The sequence below is a fragment of the Jannaschia seohaensis genome (assembly GCF_900116765.1).
Taxonomy (GTDB): Bacteria; Pseudomonadota; Alphaproteobacteria; order Rhodobacterales; family Rhodobacteraceae; genus Jannaschia; species Jannaschia seohaensis.
In genome coordinates this window covers 919,363-936,714 of record NZ_UETC01000001.1, presented here as the reverse complement: position 1 = coordinate 936,714, position 17,352 = coordinate 919,363, and the positions used below count along the sequence as shown (strand labels likewise).

The following is a 17,352-nucleotide window of genomic DNA, read 5'->3' as shown; positions in this document are numbered from 1 at the left end:
TCGGAACAAGGCGCGTCGCGGCGATCTTCATGGTCGGCGCCGGCGCTTTCATCGCCGCCACCACGCTGCTCGCGAAGGCGCTCGGCACCGACGCGCTGGGCGCCCCGCTCCATCCGTTCCAGATCACCTTCGGCCGCTTCGCATTCGCCGGGCTGGCGATTGCGGCGGTCGTGGTGGCGCTGCGCCCGGCGATCTCCTTCGCGCAGTTGCGCTGGCACGCGCTGCGTGTCCTTTTCGGCTGGGGCGGCGTGACGCTGATGTTCGCCGCGGTCGCGACGATCCCGCTGGCCGAGGCGACGGCGATCAGCTTCCTCAACCCGATGGTGGCGATGATCCTGGCGGTTCTGTTCCTGGGGGAGCGGGTCGGCCCCGTACGCCGGACCGCCGCCGCCATCGCGCTGGCCGGGGGGCTGCTGCTCATCCGCCCTGGGACGGGCGTCTTCGCCCCGGGCGCGCTGCTGGCGCTGGGGGCAGCACTGGCCCTGGGCGCGGAGGTGCTGCTGATCAAGCGGCTTACCCGCAGCGACGGCCCGCTCGCGATCCTGGCGTTTTCCAACGGCCTCGGCGTGATCCTGGCGACGCTCACCGTCCTGCCCGTCTGGCAGACGCCGACGGGCGCGCAATGGGCAGCCATGGTGGCGCTGGGTCTCGCCATGGCTTGCGCGCAGGGCTGCTTCGTCAACGGACTGCGACGGGCGGAGACGAGCTTCGTGACGCCCTTCATCTACCTGACGCTGGTCTTCGCGGGGCTTTACGATTTCATGCTGTTCGGCGTCCTGCCGGACGCGGTGGGATGGACGGGCGCCGCGATGATCGTAACGGGCGCGCTGGTGCTGGCCTGGCGGGAGGGGCGCGCGCACCGACCTCAGCCCGCCGCGCGTCCGATCTGAGAGCGGGCCAGCCGGCCCGCGCGCGCCGCGGGACCGCCTAGGCCTTCAGCCGGAACCCGGTCCGGAACATCCACCAAGCCAGCGAGCCGACAGCAGCCGTCGAGAGCGCTACCACCAGAAAGCCGAGCCAAGGCGAGGAATCCGAGACGCCCAGCACGGCGCTCCGCAGCCCGTCGATCAGATAGAAGACCGGGTTCGCATGGCTGATCGTCGCCAGGACCGGCGGCATCGTCTCAAGCGAGTAGAACGTCCCGGACAGAAAGCTCAGCGGCGTGACGATGAAATTGGTGATAGCCGCGATCTGGTCGAACTTCTGCGCGAAGATCCCCGCGACGATGCCCAGCGCGCCCAGGAACGCCCCGCCCAGGACGACCCAGACCAGCGCCATGACCGGGTTCGCGACGCCGAGCCCGATGGTCGGGAACAGCACCAGCGAGATCGCCACCGACACGATCACGCCCCGGGCGATGCCGCCCGCGAGATAGCCGACAAGCAGCTCGCCCGCCGACAGCGGTGGCATCAGCGTGTCGACGATATTGCCCTGCACCTTGGCCGAGGTGATCGAAGAGGACACATTTGCGAAGCTGTTCTGGATCACCGTCATCATCAGGATGCCGGGTGCCAGGAAGTGCAGGAAGCTGACCCCCATCACCTCGCCCCGGCTGCTGCCCACGGCGATGGTGAAGATCATCAGAAACAGCCCCGCCGTCACGATCGGCGCCAGGAGCGTCTGGGTCCAGACCGCCATGAAGCGGCGAACCTCCCGCTCCATCAGGGTCCAGGTGCCCAGCCAGTTGACGCGGCCGAAGCGGCGCACGCCGGCCCCGTGGGGGTCGCCGTGACCCGGAACGGGGGCGTCGGGGCGTGGCACGGTGGCGTCGGTTGGCATCGGTGTCCTCCGGGTCGGTCCGGGGGCCGCTTGTAACGGCCCGCGCAGACCTTACAATAGGGACATACCGAGGGGTTGGCCCGTGCACGCACGCACAGGCCCGACGCGGGATGCGCCCCTTGCGAGCAAATGACGGAGACAAGAATGGCCTGGACCGACGAGCGCGTCGAGACGCTCAAGCGCATGTGGGGCGAAGGGGCGAGCGCTTCGACCATCGCCAAGGAGCTGGGCGGCGTGACGCGCAACGCGGTGATCGGCAAGGTCCATCGCCTCGGCCTGTCCAACCGCAACCAGAACAAGGAAGAAGAGGCCCCCGCCGCAGCGGCCGCAGCCGCGCCCGCCGCGCCCGAGGTTGTGCCCCCTGCGCCGGAGCCTGCGCCGGAGCCCGAGGCCGCGCCTGAAGTGGCCGCCGCGCCCGAACCGGAGGAAGAGGACGACGACGACGAGCCCCGCACCATGGCCGCCGTCCCCCATGGCACGAACATCACGCCGCTGCGCAAGCCGCTGATGGCCGGCCAACCGCTCCCGCCCCAACCTTCGGCCAACGAAATCAGCGCCGAGGCCCTGGCCAAGGTCAATGCGGTCGAGAAGACGGCGAAGAAAATCAGCCTGATGGAGCTGACCGAGCGGACCTGCAAATGGCCGATCGGCGACCCGGCAACCGAGAAATTCTGGTTCTGCGGACTGCCCGTTCAGGCGGGCAAGCCCTATTGCGAGGCGCATGTCTCGGTCGCGTTCCAGCCGATGTCCTCGCGCCGCGACCGCCGCCGCTGACCGATCCGCGCCGCGCGCCCGGGCCCCGCGCCCGTGCGCCCCGCTGACCTGACCGGGAGTCCCTCATGGCCAATCTCGTCGTGAACGGGGGGCGTCCCCTTTCGGGAACGATCCGCCCCAACGGCAACAAGAACGCCGTCCTGCCGATGCTCTGCGCGACGCTGCTGACCGACGCGCCGGTGCGGCTGACGAACGTGCCCGACATCACGGATGTCGACAAGTTCCTCGACTATTTCCGCGCGCTGGGCAGCGCCGTCTCCTATGACAAGGCGGCGCAGATCCTGGAGGTCCGCCATCCCACGGCGCTGAATGCCGATGCGATCGAGCAACTGCCGCTGCGCATCCGTTCGGCGATCATGCTGCTGGCGCCGATTCTCCTGCGGCATGGGCGGCTGCGCTTCGACGTGGACGCCAAGGGGTGCGCGCTGGGTATCCGGGAGATCGACCCGCATATCGCGATCCTCCGCCGCTTCGGCGCCGAACAGGCCGCTGGGGACGAGATCGATCTGACCCTCGCGGGGCGCCCGTCGGCGCAGGCGATCTGGGCGGAATACGCCTCGGTCACGGCGACCGAGACCTTCCTGCTGATCGCCTCGATGGCGGAGGGGACGAGCGTTCTGACCAACGCCGCCTCCGAGCCGCATGTCCAGGCGCTCTGCCACATGCTGGTGGAGATGGGCGCGACGGTGGAGGGGATCGGCACCTCCCGCCTGTCGGTGACGGGCGCGGCCAGCCTGGGCGGGGCCGACCGGCGCGTGCCGGACGACCACCACGAGGTCGCGACCTTCCTGGCGCTGGGAGGCGTCAGCGGCGGCCGGGTGACGGTGGAGAGCGATATTCTGGGCGAGATGCCCCTGATCCTGGACCAGTTCGCCAAGCTGGGGCTGCAATTCGACGTCCAGCCCGGGGCCGTCACCGTCACCGGCTGGACCCGCGACGTCACGCCCCCGCTGACCGCGCAGATGACCCCCAAGATCGAGGCCGCGCCCTGGCCCTACTTCCCCGCCGATCTGCTGCCGCAAGCGATCGGCGTGGCGGTGGGCTGCACCGGCGACGTGATGTTCTGGAACAAGGTCTATGAGGGAGCGATGGGCTGGTCGGCCGAGCTGGCGAAGTTCGGCGTCCGCTGCCATCTGTCGGACCCGCACCGCCTGATCGTTTTCGGCGGCAACCGGCTCAAGCCCGCCGAGGTCGAGGCGCCCTATATCATCCGCGTGGTCGTGGGCCTTCTGATCGCGGCGATCCAGATTCCGGGCCAGTCGCGCATCCTGAACGCGGGGCCGGTGAAACGGGCGCATCCGAACTTTGCCGAGAACCTGACCCGGCTGGGCGCGGATATCACCTGGGAAAACTGAAGCGGATTGCGGCGGTCAGCCGGCCGCCGCGCTCCGCGCCGGGTCCGGGCGCCGGGGGCGCAGGGTGAGAAAGGTGAACAGCCCGAACGGTGCGATCCGCTCCCGCGACAGCTCCTCGACATGGCCCGATCCGACGACCGTCCCGATGTCGAAATCCGCGTGCCATCCCAGCCGGTCCGCGAAGGGGCCGAGCTTGCGCTCGAGCCAGGCCAGGGCGCCGCGCTCGGTCGCGAAATGGTTGACCAGGACGATCTCGCCATCGGGTTTGCAGACACGCGCCATCTCGGCCAGGACGCGCTGCGGCTCGGGCACGACCGAGATCAGATACATCGCGACCACGGCGTCGAAATGATCGTCGGGAAAGTCCAGATGGCGCGCGTCCATCTGGCGGAGCTCCTGCACCTGTGACAGCCCCTCATCGGCGAGGCGCAGCCGCGCCCGGGCCAGCATCTCCTCACTATAGTCGATGCCCGTGACCCGAACGTCGGCCCCGTAATTCCCCAGGGCCAGCCCGGTGCCGACGCCGACCTCCAGGACGATGCCCCCGCGCGCGTTCACGTGCGCGGCGGCGCGGCGGCGGCCCGGTCCGGTGACGCGCCCGAAGGTGGCATCGTAGATCGGCGCCAAACGGCGATAGGTCTGTGTTACGGCATCGGCATCCATCGGATCGTCGTCTCCTTGTTCAGGCGGCGCGCCGATGGCGCAGGAACCCCCAGGCAAGCAAAGCAAGATATAGAACTGTCGCGCAAACGTGGAACAACCAGATGCGCGTCAGCATCAGGCCGATGACCACGGCCGCGCCCAGCAGCACGTAGATCGCGTTCTCCCGGCTGACCCGCATCGCCTTGAGCGAAATCGTCGGGAAGCGCGCGATCATCAGCCCCCCCACGGCGAACATCCAGATGGCGACGATCCACTGCCAGTCCCGCAGGTCCACGAAGCCCGCGAGGTAGAGCGTCACCGGAAACAGCCCCAGCATGGCGCCCGCAGGGGCCGGAACCCCGGTGAAGAAGCGCGAGTCCTTGGTCTCCCCCTTGGTCGCCACATTGAACCGGGCGAGCCGCAGACAGCAGCAGATCGCAAAGGTCAGCGCCGCGATCCAGCCCAGGTTCAGCACGTCCTTGAGGCCGAAATGATAGACCATCAGCGCCGGCGCCACGCCGAAGCAGACGAAATCCGACAGGCTGTCGAGCTCCGCGCCGAAGGGAGAGGCCGCATTGAGCTTGCGCGCCAGAAGGCCATCGATCCCGTCGATCAGCGCGGCCATGATGAGGAGGCTCGCCGCAATATCGTATCGGTCATCGACCGCGAAACGGATCGCGGTGAGGCCGAAGCACAGGCCCAGGATCGTCACGAGATTGGGGATCAGAGCGATCACGCCGATGGCGCGGCCCGTTTCGCCTCTCTCCTCGGCCAAATCAGACCTCCCGCGCGGTGGCGGGGGTCGGATCGCCCAGCACGGCGATGACGGATTCGCCGGAGGTCATCTTCTGTCCGACCGCGACTTTCGGCGCGGTGCCGTCGGGCAGGTAGATGTCGAGGCGCGAGCCGAAGCGGATGATGCCGAAGCGCTCCCCCCGCCCGAGCCGCGCGCCCTCGTCCACCTCGCAAAGGATGCGCCGCGCCACCAGCCCCGCGATCTGCACGACGCCCAGCCGGGTGCCGTCCTCCATCGTCAGCACGAGTCCGTTGCGCTCGTTCTCCTCGGAGGCCTTGTCGAGCTCGGCGGAGAGGAACTTGCCGGGCCGGTAGGCGATGGCCGTGACCTCACCCGCCACGGGGGCGCGGTTCACGTGGCAATCGAAGACCGACATGAAGACCGAGACGCGCATCAGCGGGTCGGGGCCCAGGCCCAGTTCGGCCGGGGGAACGGCCGGCTCGATCAGCGATACGAGACCATCTGCCGGAGAGACGACCTGTCCCGGCTCCATCGGTACGACCCGGTTCGGATCGCGGAAGAAATAGTAGCACCAGACGGTCAGCGCGAGCCCGATCACCCCCAGCGGATCCCACAGGATGCCGCCGATCACCGACGCGATGGCGAAGATGGCGATGAACTTGGGGCCCTCGGGATGGAGGGGCTTGATAACGGTATCTTTCAGGCTGACGCCCATGCTCTGCGCTCCGGTCCGGGTTAACGCGCAGATAACGCGTGGGGCGCTGAGGGTCCAGCGGGGGCCGGGCGACGCCCCCTACCGGCTCCGCAGCGCGTCGAGCAACTGCGTTCCCACCCGGTCGCGGATCGCCGCCTCGATCGCCTCGCGCGAGCCCAGCGACTCGACATCGACCTCCAGCTCGGCGGCCAGCCGCTCGCGCGCGGCCTGTTCGGCGCGGCGGGCGGCCTCTTCGGCCTCGGCGCGGACGCGGGCCTCGATCTTGGCGGCTTCTTCGCGGGCGCGGGCCTCCAGCTCGCGCCGGGCCAGCCATTCCAGATCGGGCCGGATCGAGAGGTCGGACCAGGGGCCCTGGAACAGAACCGGGACCGTGACGCCCGCGCTCTCGGCGTTGCGGCGCAGCGTCGCCATCAGCCGATAGTCGAGGTTTTGCGCGGCGAGATCCACCTCGCCCGCCCCCGTCGCCGCGAGCAGCGGCGCGTCGAAGGCCAGGTCCTCGCCCCGCATCACGCCATCGGTCACCGCGAAGCTGCCGGAGATCCCATCGAAGACCGTCTTCTGGCCCTCTCCACGATAATTCAGGTCCAGCGTGCGGATCATGCCGGCCAAATCGAGGCCCAGAATCTCGCCGCGCCCGACGCGGAAGGCCAGCTCTCCGTCGAGACTGTCCATCAGCGCCTGCGCGGTATCGCCCACCCCCAACAGGTTGACCGACAGGTTGGCCTCGCCGACCAGCCGGTCGAAATCGGCGAACTCGGTTAGGAACGGCTGCATCTGCAAGCCGGTCAGGTCCAGCACGGCCCGCGTCGACAAACCGCCCCGCCCATTGACGACCCACTCACCGGTGATCTCGCCGCCATAGGCCAGGATCGGGCGGAAGCTGGCGACGGCGCGGCCACGGTCCAGCGTCGCCGACAGCGCCACCGCATCCAGGGTCGCATCACCCAGCGTGACTGGGCCGGAGGTGAAGGTCAGATCGCCATCGACCGCGAACAGCGCCGAGACGTCGATGGTCTCGCGGCCCCACCCAGTCTCGGTCACGAGGGCGCTCTCGCCGCCCTGCCCCTCGCGGCTGAGCGCCGTCAGGTCCAGCGCGTCGGCCTGTAGCGTGGCGGTCACGCGCGGGCGTTCCTCCCCCGGCACTAGGTCGAGCCCACCCGACAGAGCATTGCCGTCCAGCGTCAGGTCCAGCCCGCGCAGATGCAGGCTGCCCTCCGGAGCGAGGGTCACTTCCGACAGGGCGGCCAGACGGTCGCGGCCCAGCCCTTTGGGCAGGTCCGGCGGCGTGCCCCCCACAGCCCGCAGCAGGGCGAGGCGGTCGTCGCTGGCCACGCGCAGCCGTCCTTCGAAGGAGACCGGGTCCAGGTCCGCCCGACCCTCCAGCACCACCTCCGACCCGCCAGAGCGCAACGCCAGCCGCACCGGCGTCAGCGCACCCTCTGCCAGGGCCACCGGCCCGTCCACGCGGCCTTCGACGGAGAACGCCACCCCGTTCATCAGCGCCGAGCCCGTCAGGCCCAGCGGCCCGTCCAGCCCCGGCAGGGACGCGGCCAGGTCCACGGCCTCCAGCAACCAGTCCTGACCGCTCCCGAGGTCGCGGAAGGCAATCCGCGCATCCGTCAGAGCGGCGCGCGCCACGCGGATGTCCCGCGAAGGCGTCTCGCCCGTCGTCACGCGCCCCGTCGATCCCTGGCCCGGCAACGCCCAGTTGCCAACGCCATCGCCGCGGCGGACGAGGTCCAGAACGGCGCCCTCCACCTCCAGCGTTTCGATGGCGAGCGCGCCGCGGATCAGCGCCATGGGGTCCAAGCCGATCTCCAGCGCCCGCGCGGTCATCATCGGCTCGGCCCCGGCCCAATCGGCATTCGACAGCGCGATCCCCTCGGCGCGTACGCCCAGCCGCGGCCAGAGCGTCGCCCGCACGGACCCCTCGACCGAGAGCATCCGGCCGGTCTGTTGCTGGATCCGTTCGGCGGCGAGGCGCACCACCGGATCGGCAGGCACGAACAGGAGCGCCAGGACGGCCATGCCAACCAGCGCCGCGAGCGTCAGGACGACGCGGAAGAGCCATTTCATCTGCTCGGCCTCTCTCAATGGACCTTTTCGAATCACGGTATCGCCAGTTGGCCGCGCTGCAAGGGGTTCCCGTCGCTTTCCCTCCGGCCTATGTGGCCCCCATGTCTCAGAACCCGCCCGACCTGCGCCCGGACCTCGCGCCCCGCGCCACGCTGCCCACCGACGCCCGGCCCGGCCAACCCCGGATCGGCATGGTCTCTCTGGGCTGTCCCAAGGCGCTGGTCGACAGCGAGCGCATCCTGACCCGGCTCCGCGCCGAGGGCTATGCCATCTCGCCCGACTACCAGGGCGCCGAAGCGGTGATCGTGAACACCTGCGGGTTCCTCGACAGCGCGAAGGCCGAGAGCCTGGACGCCATCGGCGAGGCGCTGCGCGAGAACGGACGCGTCATCGTCACCGGCTGCCTGGGGGCTGAGCCCGACTACATCACCGGCGCGCACCCCAAGGTGCTGGCCGTGACCGGCCCCCATCAATACGAGCAGGTGCTGGACGCGGTTCACGCCGCCGTGCCGCCCAGCCCCGACCCGTTCGTCGATCTGCTGCCGGCCAGCGGGGTCAGCCTCACGCCGCGTCACTTCAGCTATCTGAAGATCGCCGAAGGCTGTAACCACAAGTGCAAGTTCTGCATCATCCCCGACATGCGCGGCAAACTGGTCTCGCGGCCCGCCCGCGCCGTGCTGCGCGAGGCCGAAAAGCTGGTCGAGGCGGGGGTGAAGGAACTGCTGGTCATCAGCCAGGACACCTCCGCCTACGGGACCGACTGGAAGGACCGCTCAAAGCAGGCGGGGCAGGAGATCGTGGAACTTGCCCGCGATCTGGGCGGCCTCGGCGCCTGGGTCCGGCTCCACTACGTCTATCCCTACCCCTTCGTGCGCGATCTGGTGCCGCTCATGGCGGAGGGGCTGGTGCTGCCCTATCTGGACGTGCCCTTCCAGCACGCCCACCCGGATACGCTGCGCCGCATGGCCCGCCCCGCCGCCGCCGAAAAGACGCTGGACCGGATCGCCGAATGGCGCGCCATCTGCCCCGAGATCGCGCTGCGCTCCACCTTCATCGTCGGCTATCCGGGCGAGACCGAAGCGGAGTTCCAGACCCTGCTCGACTGGCTCGACGAGGCGCAGCTCGACCGGGTCGGGGCGTTTCAATACGAGAACGTCGCCGGTGCCCGGTCCAACGCCCTGCCCGACCACGTCCCCGACGAGGTCAAGGCCGAGCGCCACGCCCGCTTCATGGAAAAGGCGCAGGCGATCTCGGCCGCGAAGCTGGAAGCCAAAGTCGGCACGCGCCAGCAGGTCATCGTGGATTCGGTCGACCCCGACGGCGCGACCTGCCGCACCAAGGCGGACGCCCCGGAGATCGACGGCAATCTCTTCATCGACGAAGGATTCGAGGGGCTTGCGCCCGGCGACATCCTGACCGTCGAGGTGGACGAGGCGTCGGAATACGATCTGTGGGGGCAGCGGGTCGAAACCTGAAAGAGGGTCTCACCGTTTCCGCTGCGACCGACACGTTGCCGAGGGAGACCGGGATGGGCCTGTTCCGCCACGAAAACCGCCAGACCAACGAAAACAGCAAGGCGTTCTACGCCGCCTGCGAGCTGCTCTACACCGCCATCGACTTCGGCGCCGCGCTCTGCTTTCTGGCCGGCTCGGTCCTGTTCTACTGGAGGACGGTCGAGACGACGGCGATCACGCTCTTCGTGATCGGATCGGTCCTGTTCGCCGCCAAGCCGACCATCAGCTTCCTGCGCGAGGTGAAGCTGGCCGCCATGGGGGACGAAGACCGCCTGGCCGACCGGCTCGGCTGAGCCGCGCCTCAGCCCGGCAGCACGATCTCCCGCAGCAGGTCGGCATTGGCGCAGTCCTGCGGCACGGCCTTCCGGCCCTCGGCCGGGCGCGCGAGAAAGCGCTGGCAGCCCTCGACCCAGCGGCAGTCACGGCAGCGCTCGACCGCGTCGACCCAGCCGTCTGCGTCCAGGGTTCCCTCCTCGAACGCGCGCAGAGTGTCGGCGCCGGTCTGCGCCGCCATCGTGCGGAACAGCATCAGATGCGTGCGGGTGTCGCCCATGGGGTGGGGTCGGCTCATCGTGCAAGTCCTCCGTGTTCAGGGCCGCAAACTGCCGCAACGGGAAGGCGCACGCCTTGATCCAGCGCAACTCAATGGAGGATTTCGTCCAAGACCCGCGCAAACCAGCCGCGTGGAATAACGTGGCTGGCGGGGTGCACATCCAGCGAGACGGCGCCCTCCGCGCAGTCCCATTCGTGGCGGTCATGGGTCAGCCAACTCACCGCCTGCCAGTCGTAGCGCCGGTCGGCGTGCCCCGCACATCCCAACGCGTCCCGCCAGAGTGCGACAGCATAAGTGATGTCGCCGTCGGGTCCGGTGGGGAAGTCGAGCACGGTGTCGGTGGTGCCATGGACATGGGCCACGCGCCACGGTCGACCCGCACAGGCCGTTCCCGGCGGAAACGCGCCCGCGACCAGCAGTAGCGCGTCGACCCTGTGACCGCCCTCGCAGACAAAGCGCGCGGCCATCAGCGCGCCCCAGCTATAGCCCGACACGATTAGCCGCCCGTCGAGGGGATAGCGCGCGGCGACGTCCTCCAGCACGGCGCGGGCGAAGGGCGTGTCACGCGACCCGGGCCGCCGGAAAGCCCAGCTCCGGCCCAGCCCGTCCGGCGCCACCAGAAGGACGCCACGCGGCACCGTGGCGCCCGCGATGCGGCCATGACCCATGATCGTTTCGCCCTGCCGCCCCCAGCCGTGGAAATGCAGCATGACAGGCAGCGGCGCTCTCCCGTCCCAGCCCTCCGGTTCGCGGACATGATAGGCGCGGTCGCCCAGAGCGCACTCCACGGCCCCGGTGCACGCGGCCGCCGGAGCGCCGAGAAGGAGAAGAAGCACGAGAACACGCATGCCCAGAGCCTAGCCGCGGTGGCGGCGCGGGCCAGTCACGTCTTCGTTCGCGCGCTCAGGCGGCGACGAAGTCCAGCGCGATTCCATTGATGCAATGCCGCTTGCCGGTCGGCGGCGGGCCATCGTCGAAGACATGGCCCAGATGGCCTCCGCAGCGCGCGCAATGGACCTCGGTGCGGGGCAGGATCAGCTTGTAATCGGGCTTGGTCCCCACCGCCTGGGAGGAGATCGGCTGCCAGAAGCTGGGCCATCCCGTGCCGCTGTCATACTTGGTGTCGGAGGCATAGACTGGGTTCGCGCAGCCGACGCAGACATAGGTGCCGACGGCCCGGTTCTCGTTGAGCGGGCTGGAGAAGGGCGGCTCGGTCTGCTCCTGACGGAGAACGGCGAATTCCGCCTCGGTCAGGCGCGCGCGCCATTCCTCGGGCGACAGCTCGATCGGAAAGCCACCGGGCGCGGCGGTGGCTGTCCGCGTGTCGCGGCAGGCCCCTAGCGCCGCCAGCGCGGCGAAGGCGGCGGTGCCGGCCAGGATCTTGCGTCGGTCGGTCATGGCGTCCTCTATCGGTGCGGGGGAAACGCACGGCCCTGCGTCCCTGGTTCAAGAAACGTCAAAGCCCGGCCGCGACCTGCCGGACCACGGCGATCCGCTGCGCATTGCCCGGGTGGCTGCCCAGAAAGCGATTGCCGGGGTCGGGGGAGCGCTGGAAATAGGCCGCACCGCGCACCGGGTCATAGCCCGCTCGCGCCGTGATGACGGCCCCCAGCGCGTCGGCCTCCAACTCCTGCTCCTTGGAATAGACGCGCGCGCCGACCGACGCGCCGAGGCGGCTGAAGGAATCGACGGCATTGGCGTCCGCACCGATGGCCGCGCCAAGCAGGCCGCCAAGGACCTGCCCCGCCGCCGCACTCTGCATCCGCTGGTCGATATGGAGCGCGATGTGATGCGCCGCCTCATGGCCGATGACGAAGGCGATCTCGTCCTGGTTGCGAGCATCCGCGATCAGGCCTTGGGTGAAGACCAGCACGGGCCGTCCCGCGCGGTTGCGGGTCTGGAACGCGTTCGGAGGCTGGCGCGGGTCGGGATCGACCCGAATCAAGTAGTCGCAATCGAGCCGCGGATCCTGCTCCCGGCAGACACGCTCGGCCACGGGTTCCACCCGAGAGACGGCGGCTCGGAAATTGGCGATGGCGGTCTCCCGGGTCACCCTGTCGCCCACGGGTATCGCGGCAGGCGCCGGGCCGGGGGCCGGAGCCGTCTGGACGCAGCCTGCGATCGCGAGCGCGGCAAGGAGAGGGAGGATCGTTCGACGCATGGACTTCGGCCCTTTGGTTCATACCTCTGATGCTGACTATAGACGGGAGACGACCGATGTCAGGACACGAGACCGAGATGCGCGTCCTCTATAACGCGGAGTGTCCGATCTGTTCGCGCGAGATCGACCACTACCGCGACCGCGCCGCGCGCGACGGCTTGCCGCTGCGCTTCGACGCGCTGCACCAGTCGGACCTAACCGCCTATGGCGTGGATGCCGATCAGGCGGCGCGTCGGCTGCATGTGTTGCATGACGGGCGCGTGCTCTCGGGGATGGCGGCGTTTCGGGTGCTCTGGCGGCAGATGCCGCATCTGGCCTGGCTCACTCGGGCGACGGCCGCGCCGGGGGTGCGTCAGATCGCGGATGCGGTCTATGATCGGGTGTTGGCGCCTCTGCTCTACCGGATGCATCTGCGCCGTACCGCAGGGAGGGCCCGCTGATGTTCACCATCGAGCACGAGTTCGACGCCACCATCATCACCCTGGTGGACGAGGGCGAAGACGGCACCCCGCCGGGCGAGGACGTGACGGTTTCCGCCTTCGAGGAATGCATCACCCTGACCCAGGCCGATCCGCGCACAGGCGAGCCGGTGCAGGTGACGCTAACGATGGGTCAGGTGCGCGACCTGCTGGTGGCGCTGGACCTGCCCGAAGGAATCTATCGGCGCGAGGGCTGAGCCTCAGGCCGCGAGCCCCTTGGTGCCCATGTCGAGGAACTTGCGCCGCCGGTTGGCGCGGAGGGATTCGCGATCGGCACCGTCGAGTTGGCCGAGCATTTCCTTCAGGGCGGCGCCGACCGAAGAGATTGCCGCTTTGGGGTCACGATGGGCCCCACCCATCGGCTCGGGCACGATGCGGTCGATCACGCCCAGCTTATGGAGATCCTGTGCCGTAAGGCGCAGCGCCTCGGCGGCTTCGCGCATCTTGTCGGAATCCTTCCACAGGATCGAGGCACAGCCTTCGGGCGAGATCACCGAGTAGATCGAATGCTCCAGCATGGCGACGCGGTTGGCGGTGGCGAAGGCCACGGCACCGCCGGAGCCGCCCTCCCCGATCACCACCGAGACGAGCGGCACGCCCAGCCGCAAACAGGTCTGGGTCGAGCGTGCGATGGCCTCGGATTGCCCCCGCTCCTCCGCCCCCTTGCCGGGATAGGCGCCGGGCGTGTCGATCAGGGTGACCACGGGCAGGCCGAAGCGGTCGGCCATCTCCATGAGGCGGATCGCCTTGCGATAGCCCTCGGGCCGGGCCATGCCGAAATTGCGTTCGATCCGGGTGCGGGTGTCGTTCCCCTTCTCGTGGCCGATCACCATGACCGCGCGGTCGTCGAGCCGCGCGAGCCCGCCCATGACCGCGTGATCGTCAGCAAAGTTCCGGTCCCCGGCGAGCGGCGTGTACTCGGTGAAGAGCGCCTCGATATAGTCCTTGCAGTGGGGTCGCGCGGCATGCCGCGCGACCTGGGCCTTTTGCCAGGGGGTCAGAGACTTGTAGAGGTTGGCGAGGATGTCCTTGGCCTTCTTGTCGAGGGCGGCGGCCTCCTTCTGGACATCCATCTTGGCGTCGGCCCGCGCCATCGCACGCAGTTCCTCGGCCTTGCCCTCGATCTCAGAGAGCGGCTTTTCGAAATCGAGATATTGCGTCATCGCGCTCCCCGGCCTGACTGTTCCAGCCCTGTCGGGGTCATATGGCCGGGGGTCGGGGCCGATGCAACCGGTGGCGGAAGCGGCGGGCCGGGGCCGGAGCGCTCAGACGCCCCAAAACCGCTCGCCTTCGGACTGTCCTCGGAGGGCGCGCACCTCGAACAGCCGGTCCGTCGCGTTGAAGAGCCGGGCAACGCCCGACGGCGTGCCCTGCGCGGTGACGGCCGGCGGCGGCTCGGCGCGGGCGCCGCGCCCTTCGGACGGGTCGAAGGCCCGGGCGATCTCCGAGAAGGTCGGCAGGACGTTGAAGCTGGCCGCCCGCCCGTCCATGCGCAAGCGGACCGAGGCCATGCCCGGCACGGCGATCGGCTCCGCCGTGGCGCCCTCACGGATCCGCGCGATCGTCGCGGTCGCGTCGCATACCGCGTCCTGTTCCAGGAAGACGAGCACGGTGCCATGCTCGATCATGCCCAGCTTCGTGCCCGGCGGCAGCAGCGCGGCGATGCGGTCCCGCAACTCCCGCAGGACCGCTATCTCGACATCCGCCCCCCAGAGGGACAGGGCCAGACGGCTGGAGCGGAACCGGAGGGAGAGCACGACCGCCCCATCGCGGAACCGTCCCCCAGATTCGGCCCGCGCAAGGCTGCGGGCCAGGGCTTCGGGGCCTTCGAAGCCGGGCGTGGTTCGCGCCCCCACGGCGGCACGGGCCCAGGCCTCGCGCTGCATATCGACGCGTTGCCGTTCCAGCAGGAGCGCCAGGGCGGGGATCACGGTCAGATAGATGCAGGTCAGGAGCGGGGCACTGCGCGCGTAGAAGACGGCCGCAATCTCGGCCGGGAGGAGCAGGGCCCCCGCCAGCGTCGACAGGCTGAGCAGGGCGAGGACCAGGAAGCTGCTGAGCGGGCGATGGCCCGGCCCAAGCGTCGCGACGGACCAGCCCAGACCCGCCGCCGCCGCCAGCCAGACCGCGCTGACACCCGACATCCAGCCCGTGCCACCGATCCAGATCCGCACGACGGTCGCGATCACCACGGCGATCACCGCCCCCCGAAGGCCGAGGAACGCCCCGGCCAGAACGATCGGCACGACCCGCAGATCGACGATGACCCCGGGCGCGATCTCAAGCGGGATCTGCATCATCAGCAGCGCCACGGACCCGAAGAACAGGCCCAGCAATTGCGGGGCCAGCGTCGTGCCCGGCAGGCGGCGGCGCAGGATGCCGTAGCAGGCCACGAGCAGCGTCAGCAGCCCGATGCTGACGGCGAAGTCGAGAAGAGCCTGTTGGTTGATCATCGCGCGCATCCGGACTGGGTGGGGCCGGCGTAGCCTAGCCTACCGCCCCGCCCCGCGCCGAACGCGAAATACTAAGAATTCGATGCGATCAGATCCGCCTGGCGCACCACGACCTCGGCCTGCTTGATCGAGGCGATGTCCACCAACCGCCCCTTGTAGACCGTCGCGCCCGCGCCCTCGGCCTTGGCCTTCTCCATCGCGGCGAGGATCTCGCGCGCCTCGGCGACCTTCGCCTCGGACGGGGTGAAGACCTCGTTGGCAAGCGCGATCTGCTTGGGATGAATGGCCCATTTGCCGACCATGCCCAGCACCGCCGACCGGCGCGCCTGGGCGCGGAAGCCCTCATCGTCGGAGAAGTCGCCGAAGGGCCCGTCCACCGGCAGCACGCCATGGGTCCGGCAGGCGGCGACAATGGCGGCCTGCGCCCAGTGCCAGGGGTCCGACCAATGCCGCTGGCCGTCCTGGAGCATGTAGTAATCCTCCTGCGTGCCGCCGATGCCGGTGGTCTGCATCCCCATCGAGGCCGCGAAATCGGCCGCCCCGAGCGACATGGCGGTCAGGCGCGGCGAGGCGGCGGCGATGGCCTCGACATGGGCGATCCCCGCCGCGCTCTCGATGATGACCTCGAAGCCGATCTTCTTGCTGCGCCCCTTGGCGGTCTCCACAGCCGTCACCAGCGCGTCGACGGCATAGAGATCCTCGGCGCAGCCCACCTTGGGGATCATGATCTGGTCCAGCCGCTCCGAGGCCTGCTCCAGCAGGTCGACCACGTCGCGATACCAATAGGGCGTGTCCAGCGCATTGATCCGCACCGACAGCGTCTTGTTGCCCCAATCCTGGGCGCCGATGGCCTCGATGACATTGGCGCGGGCCGCGTCTTTGTCGCTGGGCGCGACGCTGTCCTCGAGGTCGAGATTGATCACATCCGCCGCGCTGGCGGCCATCTTGGGGAAAAGCTTCGGGTTGGAGCCGGGCCCGAAGAGTTGGCAGCGATTCGGACGGGCGGCGGGCGTCGGTTGCAGGCGGAAGCTCATACTGGTCTCCGAGTCAGAAAATTGCGTGGCCTTTGAGAAACGCGCTACATTCTGTCGCGCAGCGATGCAAGTGCTGCGCTGCGGCAGAGGCAGGACAGACGTTGCGGCGAAGGCAGCGCGCGAGGCGCAGACGTCCCTCAGAGCGCTGAGCAGGCTGAACCGTCGGAGGGGGCTCTGCCCCCGCGCGCGACGCGCGCCCCCCGGAGTATTTTGGGCCAGAAGAAGGATGTCGGGAGAAGGATGCGACAGGTCATCCCCCCGCTAGCCCTGCGGTCGCAGCAGCGGGCGGGGGGTGACAGCGTCATGGGAAAGGGCGCGCGGTCAAGCAGCACGACCCAAACGGACCCTTGTCCTGTCACATCGATGGGGACGGCGAGTGCGCCATCATGGGGGTCTTCGTCGGACGCGGAATCCCGGCCCCATCGCGTTTGGCCAAGGCCGTGGGGCACCGGACCGCGCCGGACCCGGGCATGGACACGGCGCTGGCGAAGGGCTGACGAGGGGCTGCGGATTTATCGCGCGGTCAGGCCGCGCATCAGCGCGAGTGTCTCGGGCGCGGCCCAATCGGCCTCGCCCTTCAGCTCCGCGATCACTTGTCCCTCCCGATCGAGGATCAGGGTGTGCGGCAGGCCCGCGACCCCGAGCGCGCGGGCCAGTTCGGTTCCCGCGTCGAGATGCAGCGGGAGGCTCGTGATCCCCGCGTCCTGCCAGAACCGCTTCATCTGCATCGGATTGTGGCGGCCGAACGCGACGGTGACGACCTCCAGCCCCTCGTCCCCGAGCCTGTCCTGAAGCGCTTGGAGCGAAGGCATCTCCGCCTTGCAGGGCGCGCACCACGTGGCCCAGAAGTTCAGCACGACGATCTCGCCCGCGTAATCCTCCAGACGGCCCCGGGTGCTGTCTTCGCGGGCGAAGGTGTCGACCGATGGCGTCCAGGGCGCCTCGGCCACTTGCAGCTTGGCCATGGGTCCCGTCAGCAGCCCCGGCTCGATCGCGGCGGCGGGGGTGGCGAGGGCGAGCGCGGTTGCGTATAGGCCGGCGATGAAACGTCGCGACATAG

Annotated in this window: 20 protein-coding genes; 7 read left to right on the top strand and 13 right to left on the bottom strand. The window is 69.3% G+C overall.

The window, feature by feature from the left end:
- The first annotated feature begins 29 nt into the window (after positions 1-29).
- Positions 30-890, top strand: coding sequence for a DMT family transporter (locus DTQ71_RS04415; RefSeq protein WP_245947193.1), 861 nt, complete (start codon positions 30-32; stop codon positions 888-890).
- 37 nt (positions 891-927) lie between these two features.
- Here the strand turns inward: DTQ71_RS04415 and DTQ71_RS04410 are convergent, their stop codons facing one another.
- A complete protein-coding gene (locus DTQ71_RS04410) occupies positions 928-1,662 on the bottom strand; it encodes an ABC transporter permease (protein WP_245947221.1) in 735 nt (244 codons plus the stop codon).
- 261 nt (positions 1,663-1,923) lie between these two features.
- Here DTQ71_RS04410 and DTQ71_RS04405 point away from each other — a divergent pair, with 261 nt between their 5' ends.
- Positions 1,924-2,553 carry a GcrA family cell cycle regulator gene (locus DTQ71_RS04405; protein ID WP_109563042.1) on the top strand — a complete coding sequence of 210 codons (630 nt, stop codon included), beginning with the start codon at positions 1,924-1,926 and terminating at the stop codon, positions 2,551-2,553.
- Positions 2,554-2,618: 65 nt separating this feature from the next.
- Complete coding sequence (locus tag DTQ71_RS04400; protein ID WP_109563041.1) at positions 2,619-3,908, top strand: UDP-N-acetylglucosamine 1-carboxyvinyltransferase; 1,290 nt, start codon at positions 2,619-2,621, stop codon at positions 3,906-3,908.
- Positions 3,909-3,923: 15 nt separating this feature from the next.
- Here the strand turns inward: DTQ71_RS04400 and DTQ71_RS04395 are convergent, their stop codons facing one another.
- From DTQ71_RS04395 to DTQ71_RS04380, 4 genes are all read right to left on the bottom strand, one after another.
- Positions 3,924-4,571, bottom strand: a complete 648-nt coding sequence (locus DTQ71_RS04395; RefSeq protein WP_109563040.1) for a class I SAM-dependent methyltransferase — start codon at positions 4,569-4,571, stop codon at positions 3,924-3,926.
- Between the two features lie 19 nt (positions 4,572-4,590).
- A complete protein-coding gene (pssA, locus tag DTQ71_RS04390; protein ID WP_172500037.1) occupies positions 4,591-5,325 on the bottom strand; it encodes a CDP-diacylglycerol--serine O-phosphatidyltransferase in 735 nt (244 codons plus the stop codon).
- Position 5,326: 1 nt separating this feature from the next.
- Entirely contained in the window at positions 5,327-6,022 is a 696-nt protein-coding gene (locus tag DTQ71_RS04385) for a phosphatidylserine decarboxylase (protein ID WP_109563038.1), read from the bottom strand.
- Between the two features lie 78 nt (positions 6,023-6,100).
- Entirely contained in the window at positions 6,101-8,098 is a 1,998-nt protein-coding gene (locus DTQ71_RS04380; RefSeq protein WP_109563037.1) for an AsmA family protein, read from the bottom strand.
- 101 nt (positions 8,099-8,199) lie between these two features.
- On the opposite strand from DTQ71_RS04380, the gene rimO reads away from it, so the two are divergent.
- Positions 8,200-9,573: a 30S ribosomal protein S12 methylthiotransferase RimO gene (gene rimO / locus DTQ71_RS04375; RefSeq protein WP_170125286.1), complete on the top strand. Its 1,374-nt coding sequence runs from the start codon at positions 8,200-8,202 to the stop codon at positions 9,571-9,573.
- A gap of 53 nt (positions 9,574-9,626) precedes the next feature.
- On the top strand, positions 9,627-9,905 hold the full coding sequence (locus DTQ71_RS04370) for a YrhK family protein (RefSeq protein WP_109563036.1): 279 nt from the start codon (positions 9,627-9,629) through the stop codon (positions 9,903-9,905).
- An 8-nt stretch (positions 9,906-9,913) separates the two neighbouring features.
- Here DTQ71_RS04370 and DTQ71_RS04365 read toward each other — a convergent pair whose 3' ends face one another.
- From DTQ71_RS04365 to DTQ71_RS04350, 4 genes are all read right to left on the bottom strand, one after another.
- A complete protein-coding gene (locus tag DTQ71_RS04365) occupies positions 9,914-10,183 on the bottom strand; it encodes a DUF6455 family protein (protein WP_146204797.1) in 270 nt (89 codons plus the stop codon).
- Between the two features lie 71 nt (positions 10,184-10,254).
- Positions 10,255-11,013 carry a CE1 family esterase gene (locus DTQ71_RS04360; protein ID WP_109563034.1) on the bottom strand — a complete coding sequence of 253 codons (759 nt, stop codon included), beginning with the start codon at positions 11,011-11,013 and terminating at the stop codon, positions 10,255-10,257.
- Between the two features lie 55 nt (positions 11,014-11,068).
- Positions 11,069-11,563, bottom strand: coding sequence for a peptide-methionine (R)-S-oxide reductase MsrB (gene msrB / locus DTQ71_RS04355; protein ID WP_109563033.1), 495 nt, complete (start codon positions 11,561-11,563; stop codon positions 11,069-11,071).
- A 58-nt stretch (positions 11,564-11,621) separates the two neighbouring features.
- Complete coding sequence (locus DTQ71_RS04350; RefSeq protein WP_342768103.1) at positions 11,622-12,218, bottom strand: M48 family metalloprotease; 597 nt, start codon at positions 12,216-12,218, stop codon at positions 11,622-11,624.
- Positions 12,219-12,382: 164 nt separating this feature from the next.
- Here DTQ71_RS04350 and DTQ71_RS04345 point away from each other — a divergent pair, with 164 nt between their 5' ends.
- On the top strand, positions 12,383-12,766 hold the full coding sequence (locus DTQ71_RS04345) for a thiol-disulfide oxidoreductase DCC family protein (RefSeq protein WP_109563031.1): 384 nt from the start codon (positions 12,383-12,385) through the stop codon (positions 12,764-12,766).
- A complete protein-coding gene (locus tag DTQ71_RS04340) occupies positions 12,766-13,002 on the top strand; it encodes a hypothetical protein (protein WP_109563030.1) in 237 nt (78 codons plus the stop codon). The genes DTQ71_RS04345 and DTQ71_RS04340 overlap by 1 nt, the downstream gene beginning before the upstream one ends.
- Before the next feature lie 3 nt (positions 13,003-13,005).
- Here the strand turns inward: DTQ71_RS04340 and DTQ71_RS04335 are convergent, their stop codons facing one another.
- From DTQ71_RS04335 to DTQ71_RS04320, 4 genes are all read right to left on the bottom strand, one after another.
- The gene (locus DTQ71_RS04335; protein WP_109563029.1) at positions 13,006-13,968 is read right to left on the bottom strand and encodes an acetyl-CoA carboxylase carboxyltransferase subunit alpha; all 963 of its coding nucleotides are present in this window, start codon (positions 13,966-13,968) and stop codon (positions 13,006-13,008) included.
- Positions 13,969-14,070: 102 nt separating this feature from the next.
- Positions 14,071-15,258 (bottom strand): LytS/YhcK type 5TM receptor domain-containing protein, encoded by a 1,188-nt coding sequence (locus tag DTQ71_RS04330; protein WP_170125285.1) that lies wholly within the window; start codon positions 15,256-15,258, stop codon positions 14,071-14,073.
- Between the two features lie 71 nt (positions 15,259-15,329).
- Entirely contained in the window at positions 15,330-16,292 is a 963-nt protein-coding gene (locus DTQ71_RS04325; protein ID WP_109563027.1) for an L-malyl-CoA/beta-methylmalyl-CoA lyase, read from the bottom strand.
- A gap of 512 nt (positions 16,293-16,804) precedes the next feature.
- The gene (locus tag DTQ71_RS04320; RefSeq protein ID WP_109563026.1) at positions 16,805-17,350 is read right to left on the bottom strand and encodes a TlpA disulfide reductase family protein; all 546 of its coding nucleotides are present in this window, start codon (positions 17,348-17,350) and stop codon (positions 16,805-16,807) included.
- Positions 17,351-17,352 lie beyond the last annotated feature (2 nt).

Excerpts from the sequence above, each read along its gene's own strand:
- DTQ71_RS04415 (WP_245947193.1), top strand. The coding sequence starts at position 30 with ATGGTCGGCGCCGGCGCTTTCATCGCCGCCACCACGCTGCTCGCGAAG.
- DTQ71_RS04410 (WP_245947221.1), bottom strand. The coding sequence starts at position 1,662 with ATGGAGCGGGAGGTTCGCCGCTTCATGGCGGTCTGGACCCAGACGCTC.
- DTQ71_RS04405 (WP_109563042.1), top strand. The coding sequence starts at position 1,924 with ATGGCCTGGACCGACGAGCGCGTCGAGACGCTCAAGCGCATGTGGGGC.
- DTQ71_RS04400 (WP_109563041.1), top strand. The coding sequence starts at position 2,619 with ATGGCCAATCTCGTCGTGAACGGGGGGCGTCCCCTTTCGGGAACGATC.
- DTQ71_RS04395 (WP_109563040.1), bottom strand. The coding sequence starts at position 4,571 with ATGGATGCCGATGCCGTAACACAGACCTATCGCCGTTTGGCGCCGATC.
- DTQ71_RS04385 (WP_109563038.1), bottom strand. The coding sequence starts at position 6,022 with ATGGGCGTCAGCCTGAAAGATACCGTTATCAAGCCCCTCCATCCCGAG.
- DTQ71_RS04380 (WP_109563037.1), bottom strand. The coding sequence starts at position 8,098 with ATGAAATGGCTCTTCCGCGTCGTCCTGACGCTCGCGGCGCTGGTTGGC.
- rimO (WP_170125286.1), top strand. The coding sequence starts at position 8,200 with ATGTCTCAGAACCCGCCCGACCTGCGCCCGGACCTCGCGCCCCGCGCC.
- DTQ71_RS04370 (WP_109563036.1), top strand. The coding sequence starts at position 9,627 with ATGGGCCTGTTCCGCCACGAAAACCGCCAGACCAACGAAAACAGCAAG.
- DTQ71_RS04365 (WP_146204797.1), bottom strand. The coding sequence starts at position 10,183 with ATGAGCCGACCCCACCCCATGGGCGACACCCGCACGCATCTGATGCTG.
- DTQ71_RS04360 (WP_109563034.1), bottom strand. The coding sequence starts at position 11,013 with ATGCGTGTTCTCGTGCTTCTTCTCCTTCTCGGCGCTCCGGCGGCCGCG.
- msrB (WP_109563033.1), bottom strand. The coding sequence starts at position 11,563 with ATGACCGACCGACGCAAGATCCTGGCCGGCACCGCCGCCTTCGCCGCG.
- DTQ71_RS04345 (WP_109563031.1), top strand. The coding sequence starts at position 12,383 with ATGTCAGGACACGAGACCGAGATGCGCGTCCTCTATAACGCGGAGTGT.
- DTQ71_RS04340 (WP_109563030.1), top strand. The coding sequence starts at position 12,766 with ATGTTCACCATCGAGCACGAGTTCGACGCCACCATCATCACCCTGGTG.
- DTQ71_RS04335 (WP_109563029.1), bottom strand. The coding sequence starts at position 13,968 with ATGACGCAATATCTCGATTTCGAAAAGCCGCTCTCTGAGATCGAGGGC.
- DTQ71_RS04330 (WP_170125285.1), bottom strand. The coding sequence starts at position 15,258 with ATGATCAACCAACAGGCTCTTCTCGACTTCGCCGTCAGCATCGGGCTG.
- DTQ71_RS04325 (WP_109563027.1), bottom strand. The coding sequence starts at position 16,292 with ATGAGCTTCCGCCTGCAACCGACGCCCGCCGCCCGTCCGAATCGCTGC.
- DTQ71_RS04320 (WP_109563026.1), bottom strand. The coding sequence starts at position 17,350 with ATGTCGCGACGTTTCATCGCCGGCCTATACGCAACCGCGCTCGCCCTC.